Origin of the sequence: Bifidobacterium pullorum DSM 20433 (assembly GCF_000771405.1) — a bacterium.
Lineage (GTDB): Bacteria > Actinomycetota > Actinomycetes > Actinomycetales > Bifidobacteriaceae > Bifidobacterium > Bifidobacterium pullorum.
This window is the reverse complement of record NZ_JDUI01000002.1, coordinates 253,192-273,730: the sequence shown is the minus strand read 5'-3', so window position 1 is coordinate 273,730 and position 20,539 is coordinate 253,192. Positions and strand designations below refer to the sequence as shown.

General features: G+C 66.2%; 15 protein-coding genes and 1 pseudogene. 8 read left to right on the top strand and 8 right to left on the bottom strand.

The window, feature by feature from the left end; translation table 11 throughout:
• From OU11_RS02450 to OU11_RS02435, 4 genes are all read left to right on the top strand, one after another.
• The coding region (locus OU11_RS02450; RefSeq protein ID WP_033514334.1) for an EndoS/ChiA family endoglycosidase at positions 1 to 1,355 on the top strand (1,355 nt) is incomplete at its 5' end.
• Positions 1,356 to 1,551: 196 nt separating this feature from the next.
• Positions 1,552 to 2,679, top strand: a complete 1,128-nt coding sequence (locus tag OU11_RS02445; RefSeq protein WP_033514251.1) for a LacI family DNA-binding transcriptional regulator — start codon at positions 1,552 to 1,554, stop codon at positions 2,677 to 2,679.
• 72 nt (positions 2,680 to 2,751) lie between these two features.
• A complete protein-coding gene (locus tag OU11_RS02440; protein ID WP_033514250.1) occupies positions 2,752 to 4,779 on the top strand; it encodes a beta-N-acetylhexosaminidase in 2,028 nt (675 codons plus the stop codon).
• Positions 4,780 to 4,858: 79 nt separating this feature from the next.
• On the top strand, positions 4,859 to 6,169 hold the full coding sequence (locus OU11_RS02435; protein ID WP_188599660.1) for an alpha-L-fucosidase: 1,311 nt from the start codon (positions 4,859 to 4,861) through the stop codon (positions 6,167 to 6,169).
• Between the two features lie 119 nt (positions 6,170 to 6,288).
• Here the strand turns inward: OU11_RS02435 and OU11_RS02425 are convergent, their stop codons facing one another.
• Positions 6,289 to 6,810, bottom strand: coding sequence for an NUDIX hydrolase (locus OU11_RS02425; RefSeq protein WP_033514248.1), 522 nt, complete (start codon positions 6,808 to 6,810; stop codon positions 6,289 to 6,291).
• A 74-nt stretch (positions 6,811 to 6,884) separates the two neighbouring features.
• The gene (locus OU11_RS02420; protein WP_033514246.1) at positions 6,885 to 8,471 is read right to left on the bottom strand and encodes an aminopeptidase P family protein; all 1,587 of its coding nucleotides are present in this window, start codon (positions 8,469 to 8,471) and stop codon (positions 6,885 to 6,887) included.
• A 118-nt stretch (positions 8,472 to 8,589) separates the two neighbouring features.
• Between OU11_RS02420 and OU11_RS02415 the strand changes: the two genes are divergently transcribed.
• Complete coding sequence (locus OU11_RS02415) at positions 8,590 to 10,227, top strand: bifunctional folylpolyglutamate synthase/dihydrofolate synthase (RefSeq protein ID WP_052122558.1); 1,638 nt, start codon at positions 8,590 to 8,592, stop codon at positions 10,225 to 10,227.
• Positions 10,228 to 10,269: 42 nt separating this feature from the next.
• Complete coding sequence (gene smc, locus OU11_RS02410) at positions 10,270 to 13,959, top strand: chromosome segregation protein SMC (protein ID WP_033514244.1); 3,690 nt, start codon at positions 10,270 to 10,272, stop codon at positions 13,957 to 13,959.
• A 68-nt stretch (positions 13,960 to 14,027) separates the two neighbouring features.
• Here smc and OU11_RS02405 read toward each other — a convergent pair whose 3' ends face one another.
• The 5 genes and pseudogenes from OU11_RS02405 to OU11_RS02385 form a co-directional block, all read right to left on the bottom strand.
• Positions 14,028 to 14,765, bottom strand: coding sequence for an aspartate/glutamate racemase family protein (locus OU11_RS02405; RefSeq protein ID WP_033514243.1), 738 nt, complete (start codon positions 14,763 to 14,765; stop codon positions 14,028 to 14,030).
• Entirely contained in the window at positions 14,762 to 16,006 is a 1,245-nt protein-coding gene (locus OU11_RS02400) for a carboxylate--amine ligase (RefSeq protein WP_033514242.1), read from the bottom strand. The genes OU11_RS02405 and OU11_RS02400 overlap by 4 nt, the downstream gene beginning before the upstream one ends.
• A gap of 54 nt (positions 16,007 to 16,060) precedes the next feature.
• A complete protein-coding gene (locus OU11_RS02395) occupies positions 16,061 to 17,620 on the bottom strand; it encodes a UDP-N-acetylmuramoyl-L-alanyl-D-glutamate--2,6-diaminopimelate ligase (RefSeq protein ID WP_033514241.1) in 1,560 nt (519 codons plus the stop codon).
• A 221-nt stretch (positions 17,621 to 17,841) separates the two neighbouring features.
• Positions 17,842 to 18,453: pseudogene (locus tag OU11_RS02390) on the bottom strand (Mur ligase family protein); the annotation flags it as partial.
• A 144-nt stretch (positions 18,454 to 18,597) separates the two neighbouring features.
• Positions 18,598 to 19,344, bottom strand: coding sequence for an exonuclease domain-containing protein (locus OU11_RS02385; protein WP_033514240.1), 747 nt, complete (start codon positions 19,342 to 19,344; stop codon positions 18,598 to 18,600).
• A gap of 152 nt (positions 19,345 to 19,496) precedes the next feature.
• Between OU11_RS02385 and OU11_RS02380 the strand changes: the two genes are divergently transcribed.
• Both OU11_RS02380 and OU11_RS02375 read left to right on the top strand, forming a co-directional pair.
• Positions 19,497 to 20,108: a sigma-70 family RNA polymerase sigma factor gene (locus OU11_RS02380; RefSeq protein WP_373869304.1), complete on the top strand. Its 612-nt coding sequence runs from the start codon at positions 19,497 to 19,499 to the stop codon at positions 20,106 to 20,108.
• The gene (locus tag OU11_RS02375) at positions 20,105 to 20,389 is read left to right on the top strand and encodes a hypothetical protein (protein ID WP_033514239.1); all 285 of its coding nucleotides are present in this window, start codon (positions 20,105 to 20,107) and stop codon (positions 20,387 to 20,389) included. The genes OU11_RS02380 and OU11_RS02375 overlap by 4 nt, the downstream gene beginning before the upstream one ends.
• 74 nt (positions 20,390 to 20,463) lie before the next feature.
• On the opposite strand, the gene OU11_RS09565 is transcribed toward OU11_RS02375, so the two are convergent.
• Positions 20,464 to 20,538 carry a 50S ribosomal protein bL37 gene (locus OU11_RS09565; protein ID WP_369803150.1) on the bottom strand — a complete coding sequence of 25 codons (75 nt, stop codon included), beginning with the start codon at positions 20,536 to 20,538 and terminating at the stop codon, positions 20,464 to 20,466.
• Between the last annotated feature and the right edge of the window lies 1 nt (position 20,539).

The following is a 20,539-nucleotide window of genomic DNA, read 5'->3' as shown; positions in this document are numbered from 1 at the left end:
ATGGCGTGGATGTGGTGAACGTGTTCAGTTACGTGCCGGCAGGTCAGGAGGAGCTGGCCCAGCCGTATTACGACAAGCTGAAGTCCGACTACGCCCCGTATCTGCATTCGCGTGGCATCAAGCTCGTGCGCGGCGTGGACTATACGGGAGTCATCGTCGACGGGTTCCGCGACTTCATCGAAGCCAAGGGACTGACCGAGCAGGAGGCCACCGAGGCCGACTATGACGAGTACGCCCTGCAGGTGATCGACGAGTACATGACCTCGGTCGGCCTGGACGGTCTGGACATCGACATGGAGACGCATCCGGACGAGGCCGACGTCGCCGTGTCCGACAACGTGATCCGCGCCCTGTCCAAGCACATCGGCCCCAAGTCGGACGATCCGGACGGCACGATGTTCCTGTACGACACCAACGCGTCCGACCTGGCGCCGTTCAGGAACGTGGCCGATTGCTTCGACTACGTGGCCTACCAGCAGTACGGCTCGAACGCCGAGCGCACCGACGACGCGTTCGGTGACTACGCCCCGCACATCGGCAGCGAGTTCGTGCCCGGCCTGACCTTCCCGGAGGAAGGCGACATGAACAACCGTTGGTATGACGCCACGGAGCCGTACGAGGAGAGCAACTTCTACCAAGTGGCCTCGTACGTCAACGAGCACGATCTGGGCGGCATGTTCGTGTACGCGCTGGACCGTGACGGCCGCGACTACGAGGACGATCTGACCCGCATCGTGCCGTCGAACCTGCTGTGGACCAAGACCGCCATCGCCGAATCCCAGGGCATGCCGCTGGATCAGGCCAAGGCCGCCGCGAACCACTACATCGAACGCATGTCGCTGGCTTCCGCGGAGGGTGTGGCCCTGAACGCCGATGAGGCGGGCGCCGCGGCGGCTGCCGCCGCGAACCTCTACGAGGTCAACAAGGCCGTGCTCGGCGGCGACTACGACGAGGGCTTCAGCAACACCTACGATCCGACGCTGGAGGCCGGTCTGCTGGATATCGACATCGACGAGCTCATGTCGCTGATCGAGCAGGCGGACAAGGCGCTGGAAGCCGATGACGACGACACCGTGCGCACCGCGCGCGACGCCGCCGTGGACGGTCTGACCGGCAAGATCTACACCGCCGACGAAGTCGGCCAGTGGGTCGACGCCCTGACCGCGGCCCTGAAGGGGGAGGAAACCCCCAGTGGCCCGGACGATACGTCCAAGCCGAATACGGATGCCCAGAAGCCTGCGGATGAGAAGCCGCTGGCCTCGTCCGGTTCGGCCGTCACCGCGGTGCTGTCCGTGGCCGTCGCCGCTGCCGTCGCCGGCATCGGTCTGACGGTGTGGCGTCGCAGGAAGGCGTGAATTCCTGAACGCTGAAGCGGACTGAAACGGAACCGGTGGCGTCCCGCCAATCGCGGACGCCATCGGTTCCCGTATCCGTCGACCGGATGCCGGCTTGCACACGGTATCCTTGAATCAGGGTTCCCGGACGGACAGGATCGGGTCCGCCGCAACGGTGCCATGGATATGGCGGGAACGAATGACATAAGGAGGCATGATGGCAGGGGCCGGCAAGCGCGCCGCGGCTAAAGCGGTTGAGCACTCGAAGCAGTCCCAACGCGTCAGCCTGAAGGACATCGCCGACGAACTGGGCATCTCCCAGACCGCGGTATCCTTCGCCATCAACGATCGCCCCGGCGTCTCCGCCGAAACCAAGCGCCGCGTCAAGGAGACCGCGGCGAAACTGGGGTGGAGCCCCGTCTACGCCGCCCAAGCCCTCGGCTCATCCCGGACGATGACCATCGGGTTCGCACCCGCGCGAGCCGCCAACGGCATCCAGAACGACAACTTCATGATGCAGTTCATGGCGGGCATCCACCAGTCGCTCAGCCGCAAGGGATATGGCCTGCTCTTCCGCCCATGCTCATCGGACAAGGAGGCGATCGCCGTCTACCGCGATTGGGCGCGACGCAAACGCGTCGACGGCGTGATCCTGGTCGACCTGTACGCCGGCGACCCCCGCCCCGCGCTCCTGACCGAATTGGGGCTGCCATCGGTGCTGGCGGGCGGTCCCGACCCCTCCAATTCCATCCCCTCGCTGTCCATCGACGACTCCGCGACGATGGGCACGATTCTGGAACACCTCAGCCTGTTGGGGCACAAACGGATCGCATACCTGTACGGGGACAAGTCATTGGACTACTGCCGGTCGCGAGTGGCCTCGCTGCAGGAGTTCGACAAGAAAAGCCATTTCAGCCAGATCTGGGTGGAGGACACCGGCTTCGACGCCGGGCGAGGGGTTGAACTGACGCAGAAACTGCTGCTGGAGGCCAAGCCCCCGACCGCATTCATCTACGAAACCGATAGCATGGCCGCCGCAAGCCTGCGGGCGCTCAGCACGGTGATGCTGGCCAGCGACATGATGTCCTGGGATTCGGGCATCCGCCGGTTCCCCTACGATCTGCCGGCCATCGTCAGTTTCGAGGACAGCGTCATCTGCGAGACCTCGTTCCCCTCGATCACGGCCGTGCACCGCGACGCCAGCCTGTACGGCACGAAGGTGGCGAACCTGCTGCTCAAAGTGCTGGCGGGGGAGTCGGTGGCCGGGAACCGCAAGATTCTCACCCCCAAACTCATCGTGCGGGAGAGCACCCGCATGATCCTGCCCAATGTCGATACGATGTGACCTCGGCCGCCAATCCCGGCCATCAACCGCGCAACTCGGCGCGCGATCCACGAAACGCTGATCGGAGCCCTCATGACCCTCGCAACGAACCATACCGACATCCCCCTGATCCCAACGCCCCGCCTGATGCGGGCGGATGGTTCCACCGCGGTGCTGGCGGCGGTCGGATGCATCGGGGAGGGCCCGTCCGCGGCCGCCTGCGATGCTTCGGGACACCTGATGCGGCTGATCCGGCGGGACCTTGAAACGTACGCCGGGCTGCGCTGGCGTTCGGGTCGGGGCGGCGTGGGGCGGTGCGACATCCGGCTGGACATCGATGACGCGATGGCCGACCGGTCCTACCGCCTGGATGTTGCCAGGCATGCCGACGGTTCCGCCTTGGTCCGCATCGTGGGCGGGGATGCGGATGGCCTGCGGTACGGCGTGCAGACGTTCCGCCAGCTGGTGCGCCACTCGGGACCGGCCGTCCCTGTGGTGCACATCGAGGATGCCCCCGTGCTGCCGGTGCGCGGATACTACCTGGACGTGACCCGCGGGCGGGTGCCCACGCCCGCATCGCTGAAGGCCCTGGTCGATACCTTGGAGCTGTACAAGTACAACCAACTGCAGCTGTACGTGGAGCACGCGTTCCGTTTCGACGGTCTGAGCCAGGCCTGGCGCGGCACGGGCACGCTCGAGGCCGACGACATCCTCGAACTGGACGAATACTGCGCGAAGGCGGGCATCGAACTGGTGCCGTCCATCTCCACCTTCGGGCACCAGTACATGGCGCTGCGCACGGACCGCTACGCAGGGCTCGGCGAATTCCCGGAACAGGCGGGGCGTCCGTTCAGCCTCATCGAGCGGATGGAGCACCATACGCTCAACCCGCTGATGGACGAGTCGCTGGCGTTGGCGAAACGCCTGATCGACCAGTATGCGCCGCTGTTCCGGTCTCGTACGTTCAACATCTGCGCCGACGAGACCTTCGACCTGGGCAAGGGACGTTCGGCGGAACAGGCCCAAGCCGTGGGCGTCGGCACGCTGTATGCCGGCTATCTGACCGAGTTGTGCTCGTATCTGGAGGAGCGCGGCCTGCAGCCGATGATGTGGGCCGATATCGCGGTCGGCCATCCGGAGGCGTTGGAACGGCTGCGTGACAAGGCCATCCTGCTGAACTGGCAGTACGAACCCGATGTGGACGAGTCGCGCACCGCCCTGGTGGCCTCGACCGGCGCCGTGCAGTATGTGTGCCCGGCGGTACACTGCTGGAACGCGCTGCTGCCGCGCATCGACACGGCGTGGGAGAACATCTCCCGCATGGCCGCGTATGGCGCCGCGCACCGCGCCGAAGGCATCCTCGTCACCGATTGGGGTGATTACGGGCATGTCAACGACCCGGCGATGAGCCTGCCGGGTCTGTGCTACGGGGCGCAGTGCGGCTGGAACGGGGGAGGCGAGTGCGGCCAGACGGCCACCGATCGCGCGATCGACCGGCTGACATACGGTGTGGCCGGCGGATTCGTGGACGTGCTGCGCCAGGCCTCGGCGTGCACGACCTTCGGCTGGGATGATGCCGTGCGGTATCTGGAACTGGATATGCACGCCTATGACCGTGCCTGCCACCGGCCGGTGCTGAACGGGGATGTGGCCGCGTTCTGCGACGTGTGCATCGGACCGGAACCGGCGGAGCGTGTCGCCGAGGCCGCGGATGTGCGCCAGGCGCGAAGCCGGTTGCTGACGGCGTTCGCGGCGCGTATCGGCGACGTCGGGACGCGTGATATGGAGCTGATGTCGGTTCGGGAACGGCTGGCCCGGCTGCTGGGCGGGATGAGGGGCGAGCGTGCGCGGCTCGGCGGCTCGGCGATGCTGGCTCTCGAGGGCGTTGCCGCGATGAATTGGGCTGGCTGGCATCTGCTGCGCATGCATGGGATCGGCTGCGACGCGGACGGCGAGGGATGCGCGCCGTCCGCGGAGGAGACCGCATGCCGCCTGGAGGAGTGGGGCGAGGCGATGGCGGACGCGTGGCGGGAGTCCAGCCGCGAGTCCGAACTGCGACATGTGACCGATGTGGTGTGGGCGTTGGCCGACGAGGTGCGCCGCAGTCAGGTCCCGGCATGAGAGGGCGCTCGCGTGCCTCCGCCCGATTTCGATACCATGTGACCATTCCGATCATCAACCGCACAGGAGGAGCATTACGTTGTTCGTTTTCGACAGGGACGCCTACGAGCGTCGCATGACCTGGTACCGCCACGCCCGATTCGGCATGTTCCTGCATTGGGGACTGTACGCGATTCCGGCGCGTGGCGAATGGATCCGCAGCGTGGAGCAGATGCCCGAGGAGCCGTACCTCCGGTACTTCGAGGAGTTCAATCCGGTGGATTTCGACGCCCGCCGCTGGGCCCGCGCCGCCAAGGAGGCGGGTATGCAGTACGTGGTGCTGACCGCCAAGCACCATGACGGCTTCTGCCTGTTCGACTCGCAGTACACGGACTGGAAATCGACCAACACGCCGTTCGGGCGGGATATCGTGCGCGAATTCGTGGACGCGGTCCGGGCCGAAGGGCTGCGCGTGGGCTTGTATTACTCGCTGCTGGACTGGCATCATCCCGACTATCCGCATCGGCACGACGCCAACCATCCCGATCGCAACAACGAGTCCGTAAGCGACGAGGGCCGCGACTTCGACCGGTATCTGGACTACATGCACGCGCAGGTCAGGGAGCTGTGCACGAACTACGGCAAGATCGACGTGCTCTGGTTCGACTTCTCCTACGACAACCTGCGCGGCGAGGCCTGGCGGGGCACCGAGCTGATGCACATGGTGCGTTCGCTGCAGCCCGACGTCATCGTGGACAACCGTCTGGAGGTCAGCGGCGAGGGATACGGGTCGCTGGCGGCTGGCGAGCCGACGCCGTACCATGGCGATTTCGTCAGCCCCGAGCAGATGATCCCGCCGAACGGCATCCAGGACGTCCACGGCAACGACCTGGCATGGGAGGCGTGCGTGACGATGAACGGCAGCTGGGGCTACACGGCCGACGACCATGCGTTCAAGCCCGCGCCGATGCTCATCCGCAAACTGGTGGAATGCGTCTCCAAGGGCGGGAACATGCTGCTCAACGTCGGCCCGGACGCCCGCGGCCGGTTCCCGAAGCAATCCGTGGAGATCCTCAGCCGGATCGGCGCATGGATGGACGAGAACCATGACAGCATCTACGGTTGCGGGCGCAGCGACCTGCCGAAGCCCGAATACGGCCGCATCACCGCGAACGCCGAAACCAAGACGCTCTACTTCCACGTCTACGAGAACAGCATCGGCGCACTGCCCCTGATCGGAGTGCGCAAGGAGCAGATCGATTCGATCCGCTACCTGGCCAGCGGGGCGGAGGTGCCGATCTCCACGAGCTGGACCCACAGCGACTACCCGGATATCGTATTCGCCGATCTGGGAGCCGATCCGGTCCTGCCCGATCCGGTCGACACCGTGTTGGCGGTGAAGCTGCGGTAGCGCAGTGCACCGGCGCGCAACACCGGACATGACAACGCCCGGCGGCACCATGAACGATGGTGACGTCGGGCGTTGTCGTCGGTGCCGAATCAGAGCCGGATCGGAACGACGGGTCGGAATCAGTGCAGCTTGCCGTTGCAGGCGAACAGCGCGTGGTTGTCGCCTGCGGCCTTGTTGCGCAGATACTCGTGCACGTAGCCGATGCGCTGCACCGTGCTCGGCGTGATCGGCTCGGGCAGGTCGTCCGGATCGAACCAGCCGACCTTCAGGCTCTCGTCGTCGCCGACGAACGGTTCGGCGTTGCCCTCCGGATCGATCTCGCACAGGAACAGGTGATCCATGTACATCGTCCGATCGCCGTTGCCATAGGTGATCACCCGGTTGTCGGATTTGACCGCCACCATGTCGGTGACGACCGCGTCGATGCCCGTCTCCTCCCTGATCTCACGCACGGCCGTGTCGGCCGGTTCCTCGCCCGGCTCCACGATGCCGCACACCAGCGCCCACTTGCCCGTGTCGGAGCGCTGCCCGAGCAGCACCCGCCCTTCGGCGTCGCGCACGTAGGCGGTGATGCCCATCATCCACAACAGGTCATGGCCGATCTTCTCACGCAGCTTCAGCACGAACTCCGGAGTCGCCATCGTTCATCTCCTTAATCGTGTGGGCCTCATCGGAGGAGGCCCACACGCGATCCATCGGTAGGGGTGTTTCGAGCCTATTCGGCCATCGCGGCCATCCAGGCCTCGACATCCTCCACGGTCTTCGGGATGTCCACGGAGATCCATTCGGGGCCGTGCTCGGTCATCAGCACGTCGTCCTCGATGCGCACGCCGATGCCGCGGAACTCCGGCGGCACCAGCAGGTCGTTCTCCTTGAAGTACAGACCCGGCTCGATTGTGAAGATCATGCCCGGGCGGATCTCGGCACCCTGATACGACTCGTAGCGGGCCTGCGCGCAGTCGTGCACGTCCAGACCCAGGTGGTGCGCGCAGCCGCAGGCATGCCAACGGCGGTGCTGCTGGCCTTCGGGGGAGAGCGACTCCTCCACGCTCACCGGCAGGATGCCCCAGTCGTGCAGACGCTCGGCCAGCACGCGCATGCAGGCGTGGTGGATGTCCGAATAGGTGGCGCCCACCTGCGCGGCCTCGAAACCGGCGGCCTGGGCGCGCAGCACGGTCTCGTAGATGTCGCGCTGCAGCTCGGTGAAATGCCCGTTGACCGGGAACGTGCGGGTGATGTCGGCCGTGTACAGGCTGTCGGTCTCCACGCCCGCGTCGATGAGCAGCAGGTCGCCGTTGCGCACCACGCCGGTGTTGCGCATCCAATGCAGGATCGGGGCGTGCGGGCCGGAGGCGATGATCGTGTCATAGCCGACCTCGTTGCCCTCCTCGCGGGAGACCGAGTTGAACGCGCCCTCGAGCATGCGCTCGGAACGCTCCTTGTCGATCACATGGGGCAGGGTCTTGAGGATCCGGTCGAAGCCCTTCTTGGTGGCGGCCACGGCCTTGCGCATCTCGCCGATCTCATAGGCGTCCTTGATCATGCGCGCCTCGGCGGCCACCTCATGCAGCTTGTCGTCGGCCGCGGTGTTGTCGTCCGGGTCGGCGAAACCGTTCGCCTTACGCACGCCCTCGACCAGTTCGGTGATCGCGGCGTCGGTCTCACGGATCACGCGCACACGCACCGCGCCGGCCTCGGCGCCGACATCCTTGCCGATCGCATCGGCCAGCTGGGCGATGTCATGGGTCTCCAGGCCGGTCATCGCGGCCAGCTCCTTCAGACCGGCGCGCGGACCGACCCAGTACTCGCCGTACTGGGCGGAGGTGTAGTACTCCTCGGTGCTGTTGTCGGCGCGCGGCGCCACGAACAGCTCGGCCGTATGCGTTTTGCCGGCCTTGGCCTCCTCGGAATCCGGGTCCACCGGGTTGAGCACCAGCACGGCGCCCGCCTCATAGTCCTGGCCGAGACCCGTGTAATAGGCGAAGGTGGTGTCCGGACGGAAGGCGTAATCGCAGTCGTTGGAGCGCACCTTCGGCGTGCCGGCCGGAATCACAATGCGCTCGCCCGGGAACTGCGCGCCCAGCGCGTCGATGCGGGCCTGGATGTACCTGCTGGACTCCAGCGGCTCGATCTCTGGCTCCTGGTCATCCCAGCCCGTGGTCATGAACTGCTTGAACGTCTCGCCGGTCGGCCGCAGCGTGCGGTTGTTCACACGATCGGCGTTCGGCTGCTCCGCGCCCGGCGCGGCCGCCGCCTCGCGGGCCTCGTATTCCTTGTCCTTGTCGGTCACGACTTCGCTCATATGATCTGACTCCTCGTTGATGGGGCTAAAACCGAGTACCATCCTAGCCGCATGGTTGCCCCATCAGCCTAGAATGGGATGAGTTTTGCAATCGTCAGGGAATACGAGGGAACACGGCATGTCATTCGAGCATCCGAATCGGAACAACGAGTCCATCCACGAGGTCGAGCGCGAGATCATGCGCCGGCCGCCGGAGCACAACACCACCAACCTGGACCTGGACCGGATGAACCTGATGCTCGACGTGCTGGGCCATCCCGAGCAGTCGTTCCGCGTCATCCACGTCACCGGCACCAACGGCAAGGGCTCCACGGCCCGCATGGCCGAGGCCATCTGCCGCGCCTACGGCATGCGCACCGGCCTGTACACCTCGCCGCATCTGGAACGCATCAATGAACGCATCGCCATCGACGGCCAGTCGCTGAGCGACGACGACTTCGTCGACACCTGGGATCAGGTCAAGGACCTGGTCGATCTGGTGGACATGAGGATGGAGGCGCTCGGCAAGCCGAGGATGAGCTTCTTCGAGGTGCTCACCGCCATGGCGATCTGGAAGTTCGCCGACGCCCCGGTGGATGTGGCCGTCGTCGAGGTCGGTATGGGCGGCGCATGGGACGCCACCAACGTGCTCGACGCCGACGCCGCCATCATCGGCCCGGTCGATATGGACCACATGCAGTGGCTGGGTGACACGGTCGAGCAGATCGCCACCGAGAAGGCCGGTATCATCAAGCCCGGCTGCACGGCGGTGATCGGTCCGCAGCCGCACGAGCAGGCCGTAATGCCGATCCTGGAGGAGGCGGCCGCCCGCAACCACGCCACGCTGCGGCGCGACGGCTACGAGATGGAGGTCGTCTCGCGCGCCCCCGCCGTCGGCGGTCAGCTGGTCACGCTGCGCACGTCGTTGGGCGAGTACGCGGAGATCCCGGTCGCCAAGTTCGGCGAGCATCAGGCGCACAACGCGCTGGCCGCGCTCGCCGCCGCCGAGGCCGTGATCCCGGTCTCCGGACAGTTGGATGCGGATATCGTGTCCGAAGCGTTGGGCGGCGTCAAGGTGCCGGGCCGCATCGAACAGGTGCGCACCTCGCCGACGATCATCATCGACGGCGGCCACAACGTGAACGCCGCCGAGGCATTGCGTGCCGCGATCGAGGAGAACTACGACTTCACCCAGCTGGTCGGCGTCGTCGCCATGATGGGCGACAAGCAGGTCGAGGAGTATCTGGGCGTGCTCGAGCCGCTGCTCAGCCATGTGGTCGTCACCGAGAACTCGTGGCGCGAACGCGTGATGCCCGCCAAGGACCTGGAGGCGATCGCGGTGCAGGTGTTCGGCCGTGACCGTGTGACCTGCGAGCCGAACCTGCCCGACGCCATCCAGACCGCCGTGAACATGGTCGACGCCGAGGACGAGCTGGGCGTCGGCTACGGACACGGCGTGCTGATCTGCGGCAGCTTCGTGACCGCCGGCGACGCGCGCACGATGCTCAAGGAGAACCGTCCGGAACACTCCGTCGCCGCCGAGGCCCTGACCGCCCGCGTCAACCCCGCCGACGTCACCCCCGAATCCCCGAGCGGCGCCGATGCCGCCGCCGGTCCGGCCGTCGATGCCGACACCGATTTCGAAACCGACGCGAACCCGGAGTTCGCCGATTCGGATTTCGGCATCTTCGACGTGGCCAAGGCCCAGTCTGAGTTGGAGCAGGACGCGCGGGCGATCGTGGACAAGGTCGCCGGTGCCGCCAAGGACGAGTCATGACGTTCCGACGCATTCCGACACCGTCGGAAAGGGATCATTGACATGTATCTCAAGGAACTCACGCTGCGCGGCTTCAAGTCGTTCGCCTCGGCCACAACCCTGCGGTTCGAGCCCGGCATCACGGCCGTGGTCGGACCGAACGGTTCGGGCAAGTCGAACATCGTGGACGCGCTGACGTGGGTCATGGGCGAGCAGGGGGCCAAGAACCTGCGAGGCAGCTCGATGGAGGACGTGATCTTCGCCGGCACCTCGAGCCGCCCGCCGCTGGGACGCGCCCAGGTGAGCCTGACCATCGACAACACCGACCGCACGCTCGACATCGACTACACCGAGGTCACGATCTCGCGCACCATCTACCGCAACGGCGGCTCCGAATACGCCATCAACGGCTCGCAATGCCGTCTGCTGGACATCCAGGAACTGCTGAGCGATACGGGGCTGGGCCAGCAGATGCATGTCATCGTGGGCCAGGGGCGTCTCGACGCCATCCTCAAGGCCGATCCGAGCGGCCACCGCGCCTTCATCGAGGAGGCGGCCGGCATCCTCAAACACCGCAAGCGCAAGGAGCGTGCGCTGCGCAAGCTGGCGAACACCGAAACCAACCTGTCCCGATTGGACGACCTGCTCGGCGAGATTCACCGCCAGCTCGGCCCGCTCGGCCGTCAGGCGCGCATCTCGCGCCGTGCGGACGGCATCCAGGTCGCCCTGCGCGACGCCCAGGCCCGTCTGTATGCCGAGGATGCTTGCGAGTCGGTGAAACGGCGCGAGGCGCTGCGTGCGGAGCTGACGTCGGTGCGTGCGCAGTTGGGGGCCGCGCAACAGGAGCTCGCGCGGGTCAAGGTCCGCATCGAGCAGGTGGAGGCGTTGAGCTCCCAATCCAGCCCCGCCATGGCCAGCATCAACCAGACGTTCCACGAACTGTCGCGCATCGAGGAACGCCTGCATGCGCTCGTCCAGCTGGCGGGGGAGCGCAGTCGGTCGCTGACCGGCCAGATCGTCACGAACTTCGGTGAGGACCCCGAGATTCTCGAGCGGCGTGCCGCGGAATTGGACGCTCAGGCGCAGGAGGTGCAGCGGGCCGTGTCCGACATGCGCCTGGCCTTCGACAAGGCCACCGAACAGCGCGCGGATGGCGAGAAGCGCCTGGCCTCGGTACGGCAGACGCTGAACGAGCTGCGCCGCACCGCACAGCAGCGCGAGACGCAGGTGGCCAATCTGCGTGAGCTGGTGGCCCGCGAGGAGTCCGCGGTGCAGCTGGCCGAAACACGAGCCCGTGACTTCGCCGGTCAGCGCGCGACGTTGGAGCGCCAGCATGAGGAGGCGGAGCGCCAGCATGAGGAGGCGGAGCGCGAGGCCGAATCCGTGGGCGATGACGGCGGCGCGGAACTGCAGGCCGCGCGCGAGACCGTGTCCCGGCGGCAGGATGAACTCAACGCCGTGGAATCGCGTCGCCGCGAGGTCGAGGGACGCATCATCTCGCTGCAGGCCAAGGCCGACGCGTTGAAGGACACGTTGGAGAGCCGCAACGCTTCCGGCAGTCTGGAACGGGACGGCTCCGTGCGTACGTTGGGCCGGCTGACCGACTTCATCCGCGTCGAGGAGGGATGGGAAGAAGGCGTCGCCCACGCGCTCGACCAGTTCGCGGGGGCCATCGTGGTGCCGGGAACGGACCAGATGCTGCACGCGCTGGAGAAGGCCAAGGCCGACAAACTCGGCAAGGCCGTGGTGCTGGCCGCCGTCGGCGTGCAACCGGTTGCGGCGGATGCCGATACCGTTCGGACGCAGGCATTGTCCGATGCGGACGCTGTCGTTCCGCTCGCATCCCTGGTTGGCCCCAATCCCGACGCCTCGGACCAGGCGCAGGCCCGCAGCGTGGCCGATACGGTGCGGCTGCTGCTCTCCGACGTCGCCGCCGTGGACGATATGGCGCAGGCGCAACAGGTCACGGCCGGCGCATTCGGTTTCGGCCGTGCGGTGACCCGCGATGGCGAGGTGGTGGTCGCCGGCGTGGCCGCGCTCGGCGGCTCGTCGCTGGCGCAGAGCGACCTGTCGTTGGCGTCCCGGCGCGACAAGGCGTTGCATCAGGTGGCCGAGCTCAAGGAGGAGCTGGCCGGTCTCGATGAGCAGGCGCGTCAGGCGCGCGAGGCGCGCGATCAGGCGCGGCTCGCCGTCGATGCGGCATCGCAGCGGCGCACCGAAATCCGGCTGCGGGTCCAACAGGCGGAGAAGGCGTTGCGCAGCGCGGCCGATCGTGTCGCCAACCTCGCCCGTCAGATCGCGTCGGTGGATGAACGAATCGCCACAACCCGCGACGACGAGCAGGCGCACCGGCTCAAACTGGACGATCTGAACCGGGCCCTGGCCTCGGCGCAGACCGCCACCGGCGAACAGGTCGACTTCGACGATCTGGCCAACCGCGAACGGGAGTTGGAACAGGACCTGACCCAGGCCCGCGAACGCGAGGTCACGGCCAGGATCGCGTGGACGGAGGAGAAACGCAAGGCCGAATCGTTGAACCGCCAGGCGGGGCTGCTGCATGACAACGCGCAGCAGGCCGCCGAACGACGCACGCGGCTGGAGGCGTTGAACGAGCGTCGTCGCGAGCAGGCGGCCCGCATCGACCGCATCGCTGCCGACGCGGACGCCGTGGCGGGGCTGGTGGCGCAGAGCATCCGGCAGGTGGTCGCTCGCCGCGAGGAGCTTGAGGCCGCGGCCTCCAGCCATGATGCGGAGCTGAAACGGCTGCGGGTCCAACGCAACGGGATCGAACCGCGTGTGGCCGAACTGCAGCGACGCGAACACGAGCTGGATGTGGACCGGGAGCGACTGGCCGCCGCATACGGGCAGTTGACGCAGAAGGTGTCGGACGACATCGGCATGGGATTGGACGAGCTGATTTCGACGTATGGTCCCGACCAACCGGTGCCGGTATTGGACGACGACGGGCGACCGGTGCCGGTGGAGGAGGAGGGCGACGCCGGTGCGGACCAGGCCGACGCGGACCGGACCGACGATCCGGCCGCGGCATACCGCACGGTGCCGTATGTGCGCGCCGAACAGGTCAAACGTCTGGAGAAGGCGAAACGCGACCTGGCGGCGCTCGGCAAGGTCAATCCGCTGGCGGCCGAGGAGTACGAGGCGCTGGAGGCCCGCAACCGGTACCTGAACGACCAGCGCAACGACGTGGTGAACAGCCGTGACGACCTGATGACGCTGATCCGCGACCTGGACAAGACGATGGTGGAGGTGTTCCGCAGCGCGTTCGAGGATACGGCGGCCGCGTTCGAGCAGGTGTTCGCCACGCTGTTCCCGGGCGGCACCGGCCGGCTGCGGCTGGAGAACCCGGACGATATGCTCACCACCGGCGTACTGGTGGAGGCCAGCCCGGCCGGCAAACGCGTCAAGCAGCTGAGCCTGCTGTCCGGCGGCGAACGATCGCTGACCGCGCTGGCGCTGCTGTTCGCCATCTTCACCGCACGTCCGAGCCCGTTCTACGTGATGGACGAGGTGGAGGCTGCGTTGGATGACGTGAACCTGACCCGGCTGCTCAACGCGTTCGAGCAGTTGCGTTCGCACGCTCAGCTCATCGTCATCACCCATCAGCAGCGCACGATGTCGATTGCCGACGCGCTGTACGGCGTCACGATGCGCGCCGACGGCGTGACCGCCGTGGTCAGCCAGAAGCTCAAGCGGAATTCCCACCCATCCACTCGTGACTCTGATCCATCGTGACTCTGACACAAGTCCACAAATCCTTGAAATTTCAACGTTTTGTAACTTGTGTCAGAGTGGCAAAAGTGTCAGAGTCCGGATGAGTGACGCAGGGCGAGTGCGCGGGCCGCGGTGTCCTGCACCAGGACGGCCTGGGCGTCGATGATGGGCAGCTGCGGCATTGGGAACGCCTCGTTGAGCACGCTGAGCTCGGTGCATCCGAGGATCAGCGCATCGCAGTGGCAGGGGCCCGACGGGTCGAGCATATCCCGCAGCACCGATTCGTACCGGGCGAGATTCAGGTTGCCCGAGCCTTTCACGTCATCGTAGATCAGCGAGGTGATGCGGTCCTGCAGCCTCTGGTCGGGCTCCACGAAGGTGTATCCCGCCTCCTCGACGGCCCTCCGGTACACGCCGGAAGCGCGCGACCCCTCGGTGCCGAGGAAACCGACGCGACGGCACCGCGCCCCCGGATAGGACGCGGCGAGCTTGGCGACGGCCCCGCGCGGCATGTGCAGAATCGGCACGTCGGTCAGCGCCTGCAGCCGTTCATGGAACACATGCGCGGTGTTGCAGGTCAGCACGATGAACGCGGCGCCCATCGCGGTGGCCTTGGCCACGTCGTCCGCCAGCACGGGGAACGGGTCGTCGTCGCTCCTGCCGAGGATGAACGCCGTCCGGTCGGGCACCGAGGCGTCGTTGAACACCACATAATCCAGGAAATCCTGATCCGTGTGGGTCGGCACGGCACGGTTGACCAGCCGGATGAAGCTCTCGGTAGCCAACGTCCCCATGCCGCCCAGCACCGCGAAGAACGGACGCCTCATTTCAGGTCGGCCTTCTTGCGGAACCACGTGGCATAGCTCTTCTTGTAGAGGGCGAACATGTGGCGCACCATCAGCCAGCGCAGCGGGTTCATGTCCTTCTTGTACTCCAGCGTGGTGCCCCAGTCGCCGTCGCGCAGCATGCGCATGCCGCGGTCCTTGTCCTCGCCGGGCTCGGTGTACTCCTCGAAGATCGAGCGAGGGATCTCCAGCCACAGCTTCGAGCCGCGGCCGAACAGCGTCTCGCCGTCGAACGGGGTGTCCTCCACCAGGTCCTCGACGAAGTAGCGGGCCAGGTTGAAGCCGTTGAGCGTCACGAAATAGCTGGAACGGCCCTGACGTAGGTTGATTTCGAACAGCTTGTACTCGCCGTCGCGCTCGTCGTACTTCATGTCGAAGTTGGCCACGCCCTCGTATTCGATGGCCTCCAGGAACGCCTTGATCCGGCGGAACACGTCCTCGTTGTAGTCGGGGATGATCGCCGCGTAGTTGCCCACGGCCACAGGGGAGGGGTCTTCGAGCAGCGGATGGCCGAGGAACATCATGCGCACGCGGTGGTGCTTGTCCACGTAGGCGTTGAGCACGCGCATACGCGAGTCGTCACCGGGGATGAAGTCCTGAATCACCATCTCGGAGGTGTATCCGGCGTCGTAGGCACGGCGGATGATCGTCTCCAGCTGCTCCGGCGTGTCGAGGATGTAGGCCTTCTTGCGGCCCTCGAAGTCGATGTTCAGCCATTCCACGCTGTTGGCGGGCTTCATGGCCACCGGGTAGTCGAACGGCAGGTTCCGGTATTCACCGGCCTTCACCTGTTCGGTGGTCACGGTCTTGGTCTTCGGATGCGGCAGCCCGTACTGCTCGCACATCCGGTAGAACGTGGACTTGTACGCCAGCTTGCGCGACAGCTGGATATCGAGCGTGTTGTACACGTAGTACCGCTTCAAGTCGTCGCCGCACTGGCTGAGCAGGTTCGCGTACACGTCGCCGCAGGGGATCAGCAGCAGGGTCCGATCGGGGTCCTCCTGCTTGAGGCGCTTGCCTTCGGCCAGCATCGTGTCGCGGAAGGTCACGAAGTTGTTGAAATCGGGCACGATGTGCACGTCGACGATCCTGCTGAACTTGGTCGGGCTCAGCTGGAAGTAGGCGTATGCCCTGGAAACGATGCCGTATGCCTCATGGAAGGCGCGGGCCATGCCATAGACGTTGATGTCGCTGCCCAGCAGAATCGGAAGAAAACGAGTCATGGTGTCCACCTTAGCGTGTGGGGTGTGCTTGTCGGATGGATGGATGCCGCCGGATCACAGTCCGAGGACGCGCCTTGCGATCGGCCCGTCGCCATCGTAGGGCACGGGTTTGCCGTTGATGATGTTGCGCCGCTCGTGTCCCTTGCCCGCCAGCAGCACCACGTTGAACCGGTCGGCGTGGCGCCGCGCGTCCTCAAGGGCCGCGGCGATCGCGTCCTCGCGGGGCACGATCACATGCGTCTCGGCGTGCGGGTCGGTCACGTACGAACGCATCTGTTCGGCGATGGTCGCGGGGTCCTCGAAATTGGGGTCGTCGAGCGTGAAGTAGAAGGCCTCGGCGCGGCCGTCGGCCCCCTTGACGATGCCTTCGCGCCGGTCGATCGCCTTGCCGCCGGTGGAACCGGCCACCAGCGTGATGCGCGGATCGCGGTCGCCGTACGCGCGCAACGCCTCGTCGACCAGCGCCTTGCAGCTCAGATAATTGTGGGCGAAGTCCACATACACCACCAGGTTGTCGCCTGCGGTGATCCGTTCCATGCGCCCGGGCACGCTCACGCGTTCGATCGCATGGATCGCGGGGTCGGAGGCGGGCACGCCGGCCTTGACGGCCATCGCCACGGCGGCGGCCGCATTGGCGATGTTGAAGGTGCCGGGCATCGACAGCTCGAACGGGCCGAGGTCGGCGCCGTCCACGGTGAGCAGGAATCCCATGCGGTTGTGCGGGTCGGGGCATGCCGCCACGAACAGGTCGGAGGACGGGCTGCCCTCATCCCCGCTCTCCCGGAAGGCGAACTGCGCCACCGGCACGTCATGGGCGGCGGCGGTCTGCATCAGCAGCCGGTGGTGGTCGCAGTCGGCGTCGAGCACGAGAGTGCGGCTGTTGGCGATGAGTTGGCGTTTGCAGTGGAAGTAGTCTTCGAAGGTGGGGTGTTCGATGTCGCTGATGTGGTCGGGGGAGATGTTGAGGAAGGCGCCGATGTCGAAGGTCAGGCCGTGGACGCGGTGGACCTTGTAGGCCTGGGAGGAGACCTCCATGACCAGGTAGCGCATGCCGTTGTCGGCGGCCTGGCGCATCATCCGGAACGCGTCCAGCGACTCCGGCGTCGTCAGCTTGGAATCGGTGCGGGTGCGTCCGTCCAGACAGGTCTGCTCGGAGGAGAACAGGGCGGCGTGGTGGTCGCTGTAGGCATCCAGGATCGCGTGGGTCAGGTAGGCGGTGGTGGTCTTGCCCTTGGTGCCGGTGATGCCGATGACGGTCAGCTCGTCCTGCGGGCGGCCGTAGAACTCCGCCGACAGCAGGCTCATCGCCTTGTGCACGTCGTCCACGATCAGACCGGGTGCGGCGGTGCGGTCGGAGTGATCGGTTTCGGCCACGTAGACGGCAAGACCCCGCTCGTCGATGCCGTCCAGGAACTCGGGGCGGAACCGTCCCTTGATGAACAGCATCGTCCCCGGCGCCACGGTGCGCGTGTCGTACGTGACCGCGGTGATCGGGTCGTCCGCGCCGGGAACGTCGGATGCGTCCAGCGTCCAACCTCCGGTGTGGACGATCTCGCGCAGCAGATGATGCCGTTCCAGCAGTTGCACAGCCGTGGCGATGGTGAATGCCGACATGAGTCGTCAAGCCTCCTGGGTCCGTATGTCGGCACGGTCCCGTTGACCGTGCCGACATACGATGCTACTCCAAGGGCTCACTGAGCAGACGCGACACCACCGCGTCGTCGCCCTCATAGGGCACATGCCGGTTCCGGTCCTTGATCCAGCGTTCGTGCCCCTTGCCGATCACCAGCACGATGTCGTGCCGTTCGGGGTGTCGTCGGGCGTCGCCGATGGCCGCGGTGGACCTTGTAGGCCTGGGAGGAGACCTCCATGACCAGGTAGCGCATGCCGTTGTCGGCGGCCTGGCGCATCATCCGGAACGCGTCCAGCGACTCCGGCGTCGTCAGGTCGGATTCCTCGTAGGTGCGTCCGTCCAGGCAGTTGTCGACCGAGGAGAACAATGCGCAGCGTCCGTCGGAGTGGGCGTTGAGGATGGCGTGGGTCAGGTAGGCGGTGGTGGTCTTGCCCTTGGTGCCGGTGATGCCGATGACGGTCAGCTCGTCCTGCGGGCGGCCGTAGAACTCCGAGGCCAGCAGACTCAACGCCTTGCGGGCGTCATGCACGATCAGTCCCGGGGCGTCGGTGTGGTCGGCGTACCCGGTTTCGGCCACGTAGGCGGCCAATCCCCGTTCGTCCATGCCGTCGAGGTATGCCGGGCGGAACCGTCCCTTGCAGACGAGCAGCGAGCCGTCGCCCACCGTGCGCGTGTCGTAGGTGATGGAGGAGAACCGCACGTCGGCGGATGGGTCTTCGGGTGCGCCTGACATCCGCGTATCCCCCCGAACGACTTCGCGGAGCAGGTCGTGGTCGGAGAGGAGACGGATGGCTGCATGCAGTGTGAGAGACATGAACGGGGTCTTTCCATGTAGTCGGCGTTACAACGTTATAGTCAACCCCCGTCGGCTGAATATTTCCTGTGTGCGGGGAGCGGTCGACCTCTGGTATCCAGACGATGCGCGAGACGGAATGTTTCCTGTGTGCGAGGTGAGTGGTTACAGCCAGTTGTCGCGCACCGGCGCCTTGCCACGTCCGGCGAGCCAGCGGTTGTACGAGTCGCGCCAGGTGGCGTAGGCGTTGCGCTGCCAGTCCATCAGCCCCTCGAGCGTGATGTGGCCGACCTGCGGGTACAGGGTCGTCATCGGCTGGATGAGGTCCACGGCCGCGATGGTGTCGGCGGTGGCGTCATGGAAATCCCCGGACGGTTCCACGCCGTAGTATTCGGCGGTGTACTCCAGCGTGCGCCGGCCGGAGCGGCGGGAAATGGAACGGTCGATGAGCAGCGGGTCGACCACCAGCATCGTGCGGCCGTCCAGACGTTCGTCCATCGGACGCAACCGCCAGCGGTCCAGATCCCCGGCCAGCATCCGGACATCGAATGGGGCGTTGTAGGCGAGCAGCGGGATGCGTTTGCGCTGTGCGAGCGCGATGAGCGCGGCGATGCGTTCGATGGCGTCGACCGGCTCCTCGCCGTGCTGTGCCAGGAACGCGTCGGTGAAGCCGTTGACCTTGCTGGCACCGGGGCTCATGCGGCGGTGTGGGTTGATGATCCAGGTGCCTACGGCGTCGCCGTCATGGGCGGACTGCGGGTCGCGCAGCACCAGCGTGGCGGAGACGATGGCATCCCTGCCTGCGGCCACGCCCGTCGTCTCCGTGTCGAATCCCAGTAGCCAGGAGTGCGACAGGGGGGTGTCGGCATCCTGCACGGGGGCTGCGTCAAGGGCTTCCTTCAGGTTCGTCATACCGCATATTGTGGTGGCCGAATCAGACAACGCCGTGTGCGTGGCGGCCCGTCGCGCCACCGCCGTGCAAGCCGGACGGTACAATGGCAGTCGTGAGCAGCGAGCATACCGAGACGGTGGCGGAGCGCCGGGAGCGCTTCGAGAAGCTCGCCATGCCCGCCGTCGACGCGCTGTACCGCCAGGCGATGAGGCTCACCAACAACCCCGAGGATGCGCAGGACCTGGTGCAGGACACCTTCGAACGCGGGTTCAAGGCCTTCGACTCGTTCCAGCCCGGCTCCAACTTCGAGGCGTGGATGACCACCATCGAGCGCAACGCCTACTTCAACCAGTACGCCAAGGCCAAGCGCCGCCCCCAGCGGGCCAACGATTCGACCGGAGAATACGACGATTGGGATATCTACTCCGCGTCCGAGCACACCTCCGAGGGGCTCAAGTCGGCCGAACAGGAGTATTTGGACACCTTCGCGCCCGAGGAGATCATGGCGGCGCTCGCCAAACTGAGCCCCGAACGCCGGCAGGTGTTCATCGACGCGGCCATCGACGGCAAGTCCTACCAGCAGGTGGCCGACGAGCAGGGCGTCAAGATCGGTACCGTGATGAGCCGCCTGAACCGCGCCCGCACGCAGTTGAAGCGCGAGCTGGCGGCATACGCGCGGGAGCGCGGGTACGGCATCGCGTCTTCACCATCCGCGAACCACGGTCCCGGCGAACACGGCGATAATGGAAGTGAATCGACAACCGATGGAAAGGGGTTGGCATGAGCCGGAACACCGTGAAACGCCAAAGCCACATCTCCATCACCAGGCAGACCCATGACGGCGTGGTGCACACCGACGTGCACATCACCGAGGTCGGCGACCCGATGGCGGGGGACTGTTTCGATCCCGAGACCTGTTGCGACGAACGCGAGCGCGCGTTGATCGCGGCCCTGCGCGCCTATCTGCGCCCCGAACAGGCCCCCGAGTGCCTGCTCAACCGGCTGCGGGCCACGCTGGACCATTGCTGCTGCGAGCAGGAGCCATCCGCCATGGACCGCCGGTGACGGGGCCGGATATGAAAAATCCGCGGACCGTAACGGTTCCGCGGATGTCCTGCTCATATCTCAGAGCTCACAGCTCAGGCATTCGGCCTTTTGCCGTGATTCGCTGCCTTTTTGCGACGCGCCTTGCGCTTGCGGCCACGCATGCCCATG